Annotated in this window: 8 protein-coding genes; 1 reads left to right on the top strand and 7 read right to left on the bottom strand. The window is 43.6% G+C overall.

What is annotated here, in order from left to right; genetic code table 11:
* Positions 1-306 precede the first annotated feature (306 nt).
* Positions 307-552 (top strand): hypothetical protein, encoded by a 246-nt coding sequence (locus BCU94_RS12480; RefSeq protein WP_102440208.1) that lies wholly within the window; start codon positions 307-309, stop codon positions 550-552.
* A 28-nt stretch (positions 553-580) separates the two neighbouring features.
* Here BCU94_RS12480 and glpK read toward each other — a convergent pair whose 3' ends face one another.
* The 7 genes from glpK to recQ all read right to left on the bottom strand — a co-directional run bounded on the left by glpK (position 581) and on the right by recQ (position 11,599).
* Positions 581-2,062, bottom strand: coding sequence for a glycerol kinase GlpK (glpK, locus tag BCU94_RS12485; protein WP_102476552.1), 1,482 nt, complete (start codon positions 2,060-2,062; stop codon positions 581-583).
* Positions 2,063-2,387: 325 nt separating this feature from the next.
* Entirely contained in the window at positions 2,388-3,746 is a 1,359-nt protein-coding gene (locus BCU94_RS12490) for an outer membrane protein transport protein (protein ID WP_102476553.1), read from the bottom strand.
* A 531-nt stretch (positions 3,747-4,277) separates the two neighbouring features.
* Positions 4,278-4,883, bottom strand: a complete 606-nt coding sequence (leuD, locus tag BCU94_RS12495; RefSeq protein ID WP_102440205.1) for a 3-isopropylmalate dehydratase small subunit — start codon at positions 4,881-4,883, stop codon at positions 4,278-4,280.
* 24 nt (positions 4,884-4,907) lie between these two features.
* Positions 4,908-6,311 (bottom strand): 3-isopropylmalate dehydratase large subunit, encoded by a 1,404-nt coding sequence (gene leuC / locus BCU94_RS12500; protein WP_102476554.1) that lies wholly within the window; start codon positions 6,309-6,311, stop codon positions 4,908-4,910.
* Positions 6,311-7,405, bottom strand: a complete 1,095-nt coding sequence (leuB, locus tag BCU94_RS12505) for a 3-isopropylmalate dehydrogenase (protein WP_102440203.1) — start codon at positions 7,403-7,405, stop codon at positions 6,311-6,313. The genes leuC and leuB overlap by 1 nt, the downstream gene beginning before the upstream one ends.
* Complete coding sequence (gene leuA / locus BCU94_RS12510) at positions 7,402-8,970, bottom strand: 2-isopropylmalate synthase (protein ID WP_102440202.1); 1,569 nt, start codon at positions 8,968-8,970, stop codon at positions 7,402-7,404. The genes leuB and leuA overlap by 4 nt, the downstream gene beginning before the upstream one ends.
* Before the next feature lie 763 nt (positions 8,971-9,733).
* A complete protein-coding gene (gene recQ, locus BCU94_RS12515; RefSeq protein ID WP_102476600.1) occupies positions 9,734-11,599 on the bottom strand; it encodes a DNA helicase RecQ in 1,866 nt (621 codons plus the stop codon).
* Positions 11,600-11,832: the final 233 nt, after the last annotated feature.

Genomic DNA, 11,832 nt, shown 5'->3' on the forward strand with positions numbered 1-11,832 from the left:
TGTGACTAAAATGTGCTAAAAATTGACCATTATCATCTTAAAATGACAATGCCCACTGTATCAAAGTTATATCTTGTATAATAAATATTCACTCACGATGTGAGAAAAACCAGTTCAACAAATTTTATTGCTGCCTTGCGCTTTTAAACCTAAGCAAATTCCAAACTTTTAATATTGCCTTTACGCTAAAACATCCTCAAACAAGGATGACTGCTGGCGTCATATATTCAAACCATTAGCCGCTCAATTTACAATCAAAGCGGCCGATAACAAGATATACTGAATACAGCCTTGAAGGAGGTAATAATGAACCTAGATATTCTCTATGCTGTGACTGCCAGACCGCCAAGGCAGGTTACCACGCCTAAAAAAGAGGTGAAAAAAGTCACTGACTCAGCTGTTATCAGTGCTAATAGCCATGAAGCGCCGCAAACACAATTGCCACCAGCGCCATTAACCAGAAAACAGCTTGCTCAAACCAACAACACCGATGATGCAAATCCGGCCACTAACGACGATACAAACTTCAAGCATATTGATATTGAAATTTAGTCGTTTACCAGTGATTTAAAAATGCCCTTTAGCCGATGGTTTTCCTCACCGCCTTTTTCCATCCGCGATACAAATCCTGACGACAGCTATCATCCATTGCTGGTGAAAAATGCTTATCAGCCACGGCAATGTTTTGTAACTCTTCTGTAGACTGCCAAAAGTTAACCGCAAGACCTGCTAAAAAGGCTGCTCCCATGGCTGTGGTTTCAGTCACTTGCGGACGGATCACATCAACATTGCTGATGTCGGCTTGGAACTGCATTAAAAACTCATTTGCCACTGCGCCACCATCAACGCGGATTTGTTTAAGTTCGACCCCTGAGTCTTGTATCATTGCCTCGAGTAAATCCTTGCTTTGATATGCAATGGCTTCTAACGCTGCGCGAATAATATGGCTACGATTAACCCCGCGGCTAAGTCCGACAATCGCGCCTCTGGCATCCGCTTCCCAATACGGAGCGCCCAAGCCGACAAAGGCTGGTACTAAATATACCCCATTGGTGTCGTCCACTTTATTGGCAAAGTATTCAGTGTCATGAGCATCTTGGATCAAGCCCATTTCGTCCCGCAGCCATTGGATCACCGCGCCGCCCATAAATACTGCCCCTTCAAGGGCATAGTTAACCTTTAAATCAGCGCCTATAGCAATGGTGGTTAATAGGCCATGATCCGATACCACTGCCTTATCACCGGTGTTCATCAGTAAAAAACAGCCTGTGCCATAGGTATTTTTGGCCATTCCAGGTTCAAAACATAATTGACCAAATAATGCCGATTGCTGATCCCCTGCCATACCCGCCACGGTAATATCGCCACCGACAATGCTGGTTGAACCGTAGACCGCACAAGAGGGTTTCACTTCAGGTAACATCGAAGCCGGAATACCAAAGGCCGTTAATAACTTTTCATCCCACTGCTGCTGATGGATGTTAAACAACATGGTCCGTGAGGCGTTGGTGGGTTCAGTAACATGTACTTTGCCTTTTGTGAGCTTCCACACCAGCCAGGTATCTATGGTGCCAAATAACAACTCACCGGCCTCGGCCTTTTCTCTTGCACCTTCAACATTATCTAGAATCCACTTGATTTTTGAGGCGGAAAAGTACGGGTCGAGCACCAAGCCTGTGGCGGATTTAATATAAGCTTCATAACCATCGGCTTTGAGTTGCTGGCATATACTTTGGCTGCGACGACACTGCCACACAATGGCGTTATAAATCGGCTTGCCGGTTTTTTTATCCCACACTACGGTGGTTTCACGTTGGTTGGTGATGCCCATAGCGGCAACATCATCACCGCTAATACCTGCTCGAGATAGCACTTCAATCAATGATGAACTTTGAGATGACCAAATCTCCATTGGATCATGCTCGACCCAACCGGCCTGAGGATAAATCTGGGTAAACTCACGCTGCGCTACCGCAACCATGTTGGCTTTATGGTCAAATACAATGGCACGAGAGCTGGTTGTGCCTTGATCTAATGCAATAATGTATTTCTTAGCTTGCATATCACTATCTCATATTATTTATTTTAGTTTGTTCACATAAACTGAAAGTAGTGAATCAACTACCCGTTTATTTATGTGATTTATCATGCTTTACATTGCAATGCTTGTGCTGTCATCACAGTTATAAGGGTTTATTCTACCTAGACATGCTATGTCACTTTGGGGTAAAGCCAGTAAGCACCTAATAACTTAGCATATGACGATGGCTTTACTTCATACTTTGGCTTGTCAAATATAGCTGGCGTATCGATATTAGTCTTATGATTTTCAAATAACAAAAAGCCCCGCAATTGCGAGGCTTTAAATGTATTAATAATACTGTCGACTACATTTTGTAGCTAAACTGCACACCTGCTAACCACACATCGGCTTCAACATCACCGCTGTAGTTCACAGACGCTAAACCTAATAAGTCTTGAGTCTCATCAATTGGTGCATCACCAATGCCTTTGATGTAAGTGATGGCAAAATCAACCGTAAGGTTTTTACTGGCTTGATAACCCGCACCGGCACTAAACCATAAACGATCTGAATCTGGGATTGTTGTTGAACGGTATTCGTCTTGCGCAGCACCTTGATCTAGTGCCATACCGCCACGAACTAACCACTTGTCGTTAAGTTGGTATGTAGTACCGACAGCAAAACGCCAGTTATCTTTGAAGTTCTCTTCTTTAACTAAATCAGACTCCAATGGTAAACCCGTTGTTGAGTCAATTGGCTTAGTTTCGCCAGGGAAGTATGCTACTAACTCATCAAAAACACTCCACTGAGTCCAGTTAACGCTGGCGTGCATGGCCCAGTTTTCAGTTAATTGGTGATGAGATGCAAGCTCTGCAAATGCAGGGATCTCAATCGGTAAGTAACCTTCAATACTAACATTTTGACCACCGTCATAAAGTAGCCCAGACGCATGGCCGTCCAGTTCTAGCTCTACCCCACTGTGATAAGCAAAACCTAAACGGTGCTTGTCATTAATCTGCCAGCTAGAACCAATTTTCCAACCGATGGCGATATCATCACCTTCCATGTATTTAAGACTTGTGCCAGCAGCCGGAAGCATAGGTGCTAAATCAGGCAACTGAGCTTTAATACCATCAATCCAACCTGGCATTGATGCGCCAACATTACCTTCACCGTAAACAATACGCAGACCCGCACCAATGCTAACCGCATCATTGATTTTATAGCCAATGTTTGGGTTAAATTCTACGGTGGTGATTGCAGTATCATCACCAAATATCGCTGCTGAATGAGTTGCATCCAATTCTGTCGCTAAGCCGTAATTTGAATGAAAAGCCAGGCCCCAAGTCCAGTTATCGTTTAACTGATTCGAGTAATAAAAATTTGGGATAAGCGCATCACCGGCAAAATCGATGGCGTTGCTTGGGATAACAATTGGATCAGCCCCTAATAAAGGCGATGAAATACTGGTTTCACCCAGCACATCAACATTAGGCATAATATAAATAGCACCTGCAGACAATTGGCGACCTTCAAGGTAAGTCAACATGGCAGGGTTTTTAGTTTGGGCGCCAGCATTATCCGCCATCGCAGCTTCACCAGCAAAAGCACGGCCTAAACCTGTAGAAGAATATTCAGCTAATTGAAAGCCTGCTGCACTTACTTGAGTCGTTGCCCCTAACAGCATGGCGCTTACTGCCACGGTTAATAATTTCTTTTTCATCATTTGTCCCCGGGTATGCAAATTTATTATTTGCTTAATCTCTTACATCATTAGAGCAATAGCTCAATTTGAAATCGGGGCAAGTGTACTGGTGCAGAATATATTTACAACTAAATGCCTAAAAACAGAAGAAATAACTACCTTTTCGGTGTTTGCAATATTTTTAAGTGATAAGGATCACACACCAAGCGAGAAAAAAGCGTCAATTACACTAATTGATTCGCTGAAGCATATTAAAAATAGTTAACCAAAATATTTTTAATGTTGATATTCAATAACTTACTAAAGAATATACAACTCACAAACCTGCGCTGAATTTTATAGTTTTTTTAACTACCGATATAAACCGCCAAATCTTATGAATAAATAAACCAATAAATACAATGTGATATATAGTAAATTATTGTTGAGACACATAAAAAAGCCTTCTAGGGTTAGCTAGAAGGCTTTATTTAATACCACGTTGGTACAAGTGTAAGCTTAAATGTTAATCACCAATGTTGAACTTACAATTGACTCGTCACTCTTACATCAGCCACGCCAAGCAGGAATATTGGCTTCATAGTCGCTAATTGCCGCAGCAAATTCCAGCGTTAAGCCGATGGCATCTAAACCATTAAGCAGCTTGTGCCTTGCTGACTCTGCCAATGAAAAGCTAAAAGTACTGCCTTGTGGTGACGTTACAGTAAGAGCTTGCAAATCAACACTGATTTCAGCTCCTTCTTGAGCATCAACTTCAGCCATTAATTGGCTCACTTCCGCTGCGGTTAACTTCACAGGTAATAAGCCATTGTTAATGGAGTTACCGTAAAAAATATCTGCAAAACTTGGCGCGATAATCACCCGTAGCCCAAAGTCAGCTAATGCCCACGGTGCATGTTCTCGACTTGATCCACAGCCAAAGTTTTCTTGTGCTAGCAATATAGACGCGCCTTTATAGCGCGGTAAGTTAAGTGAAAAAGTCGGGTTAGGCTGCTCGCCCGCGTCATCTAAATAACGCCAATCATGAAATAAGTGCACCCCAAAACCATCACGAGTGACTTTTGATAAAAATTGCTTCGGGATAATTTGGTCGGTATCAATATTTGCGCTATCTATTGCAACCGCTAAACCCGTATGTGCTGTAAAAGCTTGCATCTGTTTCTCCTAGTGGGTTGCCAATTAATAAGGCTTACGAATATCAACAAAGTGACCGGCAATCGCTGCAGCTGCAGCCATAGCAGGGCTCACTAAGTGAGTTCGACTGCCACGCCCTTGGCGACCTTCAAAGTTACGATTACTAGTAGATGCACAGCGATCGCCAGCCTCTAAACGGTCATCGTTCATTGCCAGGCACATTGAGCAACCAGGCAAGCGCCATTCAAACCCTGCCTCTAGGAATATTTTATCTAAACCTTCCGCTTCTGCTTGCAGTTTCACCTGTCCAGAACCCGGTACCACAATAGCGGTGACGCCTTCGGCCACTTTACGGTTTTTAGCATGATGGGCTGCGGCACGTAAATCCTCAATACGGGAGTTAGTACATGAGCCAATAAAGACTTTATTAACCGCAATATCCACCATATTGGTGCCAGAAGTCAGGCCGATATACTCAAGCGCTTTTTCCATGCTGTCACGCACAGTTGCATTGGGCTCAGACTCAGGGTTAGGCACTTGTGCATCAATAGATACCACTTGGCCTGGATTAGTGCCCCAAGTTAACTGCGGCGCGATTTCTGCAGCTTCAAGTACCACTTCGGCATCAAATACTGCATCAGCATCCGTTTTAAGTGCGGTCCAATCTGCAACTGCTTGCGTCCAAGCATCAGCTTTAGGGGCAAATTCACGACCTTCAAGATAATCAAAAGTAGTTTGATCAGGTGCGACCATGCCAGCTTTGGCGCCCATTTCAATGGCCATATTACATAAGGTCATGCGCCCTTCCATTGATAAAGCTTCAATGGCTTCGCCGCAAAACTCAACCACGTAACCGGTACCGCCATCCATACCCAAACGGCCAATGATAGCCAATACAATATCTTTAGCCGTAATGCCCTCAGCCACATGACCACGGACTTCAATTTTCATGGTTTTAGCTTTTAACTGACGTAACGTCTGGGTGGCTAACACATGCTCAACTTCAGAGGTGCCAATACCAAATGCTAATGCGCCAAAAGCGCCGTGGGTTGCTGTATGTGAATCACCACAAACAATCACAGTACCGGGCAAGGTAATACCAAGCTCTGGCCCCATGACATGGACTATGCCTTGATTTGGATGATGGATGTCATATAGCTTCACGCCAAATTCTTTACAATTTTGCGCTAGGGTTTCCACCTGAATACGCGCCATTGGGCTCATGGCATCAAGGCTAGCACTTAAGGTCGAAATATTATGATCCATAGTGGCAAAGGTTTTTTCAGGGGCGCGTAATTTACGACCCGCTGTTTTTAAACCACTAAAAGCCTGTGGTGATGTCACTTCATGAACCAAGTGACGGTCAACATAAACAATCGGCGCTTCTGAGTCAGGTGATGCGACAATATGGGCATCCCATACTTTCTCATATAAGGTTTTTGCTGCCATTAGACACCTTCCTTAATAGCATTAGCGATATAGTCACCCATTTCACTGGTTGATTTTGCATTATGACGCTCATCGCTACTTAATAGCTCACCAGTTAAATAGCCAGCTGATAAGGCTTTACCTACTGCGCGTTCTATCGCACTCGCGGCATCTTCAAGTTTTAAGCTATGGCGTAGTAATAAGGCTGCAGATAGAATTTGCGCCACAGGGTTAGCAATGCCTTGACCTGCGATATCAGGTGCACTACCACCAGCAGGTTCATACATACCAAAACCGCTGCTGTTAAGGCTTGCTGAAGATAATAGCCCCATTGAGCCGGTTAACATGGCAATTTCGTCTGACACTATGTCACCAAATAGGTTCGAACACAGCATCACATCAAATTCATTTGGGCGACGTAATAATTGCATGGTGGCATTGTCGATGTAGATATGTTCAAGCTCCACATCAGGGTAGTCTTTAGCCACTTCTTCAACCACTTCACGCCATAACACTGAACAGGCTAATACGTTAGCTTTATCTACTGAGGTGACTTTTTTGCGGCGACCTTGAGCAGACTGAAACGCAATTCGGGCAATACGCTCTATTTCACGACGGCTATAGCGCATGGTATCGAAGGCTTCTTCATCCAGGCCTTCGCCTTGACGACCTTTTGGCTTACCAAAGTAAATGCCACCCGTTAATTCACGCACACATAACACATCAAAGCCACGTGAAGAGATATCACTTCGCAATGGTGACATATGTTCAAGCCCTGCGTGTAATTTTGCCGGACGTAAATTACAAAACAGTTCAAAGTGACCACGTAGCGGTAATAATGCGCCACGCTCTGGCTGATCATTGGGGGCTAAGTTTTCCCACTTAGGCCCGCCAACACTGCCGAATAAAATGGCATCTGAGGCTTCACAGCCTTTTAAGGTTGCATCAGGCAGCGGGCAACCATGGTTATCAATGGCAATACCACCCACATCGTACTCAGCATATTCAATGTCCAGCGCAAATCGGGCTTCAACTTCATTAAGCACTTTACGTGCCTCAGCCATGACTTCTGGCCCAATACCATCTCCGGCCAATACAGCTATTTGATAACTCATACTCCACCTAACTCCCTTTCTTTATGAATCTGTTGTTTAAAATCAGCCACTTTATCGGCGCGATAGGTTAAGTTCATGACATGAACTAACGCTTGAGCCGATGACTCGACAACATCTGTTGCCAAGCCGACACCATGGAATGTTTGCTGATTGTATTCAGCTGTAATATCCACTTGGCCTAAGGCGTTTTGCCCTTCGCCTTTAGCGCTTAATTTGTAATTAGTAATATTGATGCTGCGACCTGTTGCACGGGCAATAGCATTGTATGCTGCATCGACTGGGCCATTACCGGTTGCCGCTTCGGTTATTTCTTTGTCATCAACCACTATACGCACCGTGGCAGTGGCTACACCTTCAGTTGAATCTGAGTGCACCATTAAATGTTGCAGTGAGTACTTATCATCATCTTGAGATTGCGCTTCGATAAACACTAAGGCTTCAAGATCATAATCAAATACTTGGCCTTTTTTATCTGCCAATTTCAAAAACTGATCGTAAAGACTGTCCATATCATAATCGGTCTCTTTATAGCCCATTTCTTCCATGCGGTGCTTAATCACGTGGCGACCTGAGCGCGAAGTCATATTCAAGTTATTACGATTAAGGCCAATGCTTTCAGGCGTCATGATCTCATAGGTATTTTTAGCTTTTAGCATGCCATCTTGGTGAATACCTGATGAATGCGAAAATGCATTAGTCCCCACTACCGCTTTATTAGCCTGAATCGGCATATTACATAGCTGGCTTACAAGGGATGAAGTGCGGTGAATTTCTTTGGCATTAATGTTGTTTTCAAGCCCGAGTAAATTCTTGCGGGTTGCCAAAATCATCGCTATTTCTTCTAATGAACAATTACCAGCACGCTCACCAATACCATTAACCGTACATTCAATCTGGCGGGCACCATGCTCAACAGCAGTAATTGAGTTCGCTACCGATAAACCTAAATCATCATGACAATGCACCGAAATCACCGCTTGATCGATATTCGGCACTCGGTTAAATAAGGTTTGAATAATGCCGCCAAACTCACTTGGGACGGTGTAACCCACGGTATCTGGGATATTAATGGTTCTAGCACCCGCTTTAATAGCTTCTTCTACCATACGGCAAAGGTTATCAATGGGGGTACGCCCAGCATCTTCACAAGAGAACTCAACATCGTCAGTAAAGCGGCGGGCATATTTAACCGCACTCACTGCCATTTCTAATACGTCATCAAATGAACGCTTTAATTTGCTTTCAACGTGAATGGTTGAGGTTGAAATAAAGGTATGAATTCGAAACTGATCAGCAACAGATAATGCTTGCGCTGCGGCATCGATATCTTTTTCTAATGCACGAGATAAGGCACACACTCGGCTATTTTTAATGGTTTTTGCAATGGTTTGCACTGACTGAAAATCACCAGGCGATGACACAGGAAAGCCCACTTCCATAACATCAACACCTAAACGCTCAAGAGCCAATGCAATTTGCAGCTTTTCTTTAACCGTTAAACTGGCTGCTAACGCCTGCTCGCCGTCTCTTAATGTGGTATCAAATATTATGACTCTATCGGACATCTTTTTCTCCATCGAACCTGGTTATTCACGTTAAAGTTTGTTCGCTTTGCTAATGGATTTGAGTGCTTTGCTCATTTAGTTCATTAGACTTTTTGTTTGTTATATAAATCAATCAGAGGCAGAAACAAAAAACCCCGCGGCTATTAGCGCGGGGTTTGTGAATACTAGTAAACTTATTTAGCTTGTAACACAAAGGACTCCGCGCAAATATTGCGTAAGAGAAGAAGGAGACCCAGTAAAATGTTACCACTATAAATATTCATTTTATTTAACTAATTATTCTGCGATTAATTTATCTATACCCACTTTTTATCCTGACCAGCTGGCTGTGTCAACCCCAATTTATTCATCTTTTGTGCAACACTGCAGCTTAAAAGCCTGATTTACTCATCGCTTTTAAGCACAAATAAATCCCCACATGCCCGTACACTGCTGTTTACACGTAATTTATCGTTTATTTTTGACTTTATTAATATGCAAAAAAATGGATTTGAAATTTCTAATATTAATCTGTTTAAAGGAAGGCTTTAGTTATATCTAAGCACAAAGAAGCTTAGCTCTTTACGAGGCTAAGCGAGGAAGATAAACCATGACATGCTTGTTTTAAAATGCAAACAGACTAGGGCAATCAAAGCCATCAAATGATTAGGTAGGAGTGTTTATAAGGAACTAGAACCAGCATTAGCGGCTAAGTAGTCACCGCCAATGCTGCAGATAAGCAGGTTAAGCTAAAGCAATTAACATAGCCTTGAAGGCGAGTGAGTTAATTCTCAATCAAATACTGACTAATTTCATCAAGAAAATCACCGCCGAAGCGACTTAGCTTTCGCTCACCGACACCATTTACTGCCAGCATTTCACCGGCACTGGTGGGCACCATCGCCGCCATTTCCGCTAAGGTGGCATCATTGAACACCAAGTATGGTGGCACATCATGTTTTTCAGCCAGTTCACGGCGCAGTAGCTTGAGCCTGGCAAACAATTTACGATCATATTGCTGCGGTGCACGTGATGAACTGGTGCGGCGCTTAGTAGTCACTAATTGAATGCGAGGTTCAGCTAGCTGTAAGCTGGCTTCCCCGCGTAATATTGGTCGTGCTGATTCATTTAGCTTTACTGAAGAGCCGCGAGTAATATCTTGGCTAGCTAAACCTAAATGAATAAGTTGCCTAATCACACTGAGCCAATATTCATGACTGTGATCTTTACCAATGCCCCAAGTGGACAGCTTGTTATGGCCGCGATCCATCACGTTGGCAGCTTTTGAGCCCCGCAATACATCAATGACTTGGTTAACACCGAAATATTGATTGAGTCTAAAAATGCACGACAGCACTTTTTTGGCATCTTCGCTGCCATCATAACGCTTAGGAGGGTCGAGACAAATATCACAGTTACCACAAGGTTTTGAGCCACTTTCATCAAAGTAATGCAGTAATACTTGTCGACGGCAGGTTTGCGCTTCAGCAAAGGCTGCCATGGTATTCATTTTATGTAATTCAACGTCTTGCTGTGGGCCAGGTTCTGATTGCTCAATCAAGTGCTTAACGCGGCCTATATCGGCAGGATCAAACAACATATAAGCTTCGGCATCTAAACCATCACGGCCGGCACGGCCTGTTTCTTGATAATAAGACTCTACACTTTTGGGGATATCGTAATGCACCACAAAGCGGACGTTGGATTTGTTAATCCCCATACCAAATGCCACAGTGGCGACCACAATATCGATTTTGTCTTTTAAAAACTTATCTTGAATCGCGCCACGCTCTTCTTGGGTCATCCCCGCATGATACGCCGCTGCACTAAAGCCTTGCAGTTTTAAGCGATCGGCAACTTCATCGACTCGCCTACGGCTACTACAATAAATGATGCCATTACTGCCCTTTTGCAATTGTAAAAACTGTTTGAGCTGGTTAGCGGCATTAAGTTTTTCAACCACGGTATAGCGAATATTGGGGCGATCAAAACTGGAGAGTAAACAAAAAGGACTGATTTGAAGGCGCTGACAAATACTTTCACGGGTGGCCTGATCGGCCGTCGCGGTTAACGCCATCAGTGGCACATACGGGAACAACTGTTTCAGTTGGCCAAGGGCGGCATATTCAGGTCTAAAATCATGACCCCATTGACTAATACAGTGAGCCTCATCAATGGCAAACAGTGAGATTTGTAACTCATGCATCCGCTCGATAAAGTCAGGCCGCAGCAAACGCTCTGGTGATACATAAAGCAGTTTAATTTCGCCTTTGTGTAAGCGTTTTAAAATCTCAACGGTTTCATCGCGGGGTAAAGAGGAATTCAAATATGCGGCGGCAACACCTGACTGAGTCAAGCTATCAACTTGATCTTTCATTAACGAAATCAGCGGCGATACCACAATGGTTAACCCAGGAAGCACCAAAGCTGGTAATTGATAACACATACTCTTGCCGCCACCCGTAGGCATAATAACCAGGGTATCTTGGCCACTTAGGGTCTGCTCGATAATTTCCCGCTGTCCTTCACGAAAGTCACGGTAACCAAAGATTTGCTGTAATTGTTGTCCAAGCACATCCTCAACAACTGGCGTTGCAGGATCTTGCGCTGGAGCTTGAGTGTCTGCTTGGCTAGAAATAAGATTATCCATCAATAAGGCTTGAGAACTGATTTGGCATTTTAAAGCACTGCAGTGCATATGTCTGCACACAAACAACAACCACGGAAATAATACGCCATATCATCGTGTGCTAGAACAGCCCTAGTGCAGAGGCAATCAGTGGAAATATTGATTAATCATAAAAGCTTAGGTAAGCGCCGATTAAACATGGCACGATGAGTAACAGCGATATCATCATATAAATAGCCACTAGCCACTAGCCA

Source organism: Shewanella sp. 10N.286.52.C2, assembly GCF_002874545.1.
Classification (GTDB): domain Bacteria; phylum Pseudomonadota; class Gammaproteobacteria; order Enterobacterales; family Shewanellaceae; genus Shewanella.

Excerpts from the sequence above, each read along its gene's own strand:
- BCU94_RS12480 (WP_102440208.1), top strand. The coding sequence starts at position 307 with ATGAACCTAGATATTCTCTATGCTGTGACTGCCAGACCGCCAAGGCAG.
- glpK (WP_102476552.1), bottom strand. The coding sequence starts at position 2,062 with ATGCAAGCTAAGAAATACATTATTGCATTAGATCAAGGCACAACCAGC.
- BCU94_RS12490 (WP_102476553.1), bottom strand. The coding sequence starts at position 3,746 with ATGAAAAAGAAATTATTAACCGTGGCAGTAAGCGCCATGCTGTTAGGG.
- leuD (WP_102440205.1), bottom strand. The coding sequence starts at position 4,883 with ATGCAAGCTTTTACAGCACATACGGGTTTAGCGGTTGCAATAGATAGC.
- leuC (WP_102476554.1), bottom strand. The coding sequence starts at position 6,311 with ATGGCAGCAAAAACCTTATATGAGAAAGTATGGGATGCCCATATTGTC.
- leuB (WP_102440203.1), bottom strand. The coding sequence starts at position 7,405 with ATGAGTTATCAAATAGCTGTATTGGCCGGAGATGGTATTGGGCCAGAA.
- leuA (WP_102440202.1), bottom strand. The coding sequence starts at position 8,970 with ATGTCCGATAGAGTCATAATATTTGATACCACATTAAGAGACGGCGAG.
- recQ (WP_102476600.1), bottom strand. The coding sequence starts at position 11,599 with ATGGATAATCTTATTTCTAGCCAAGCAGACACTCAAGCTCCAGCGCAA.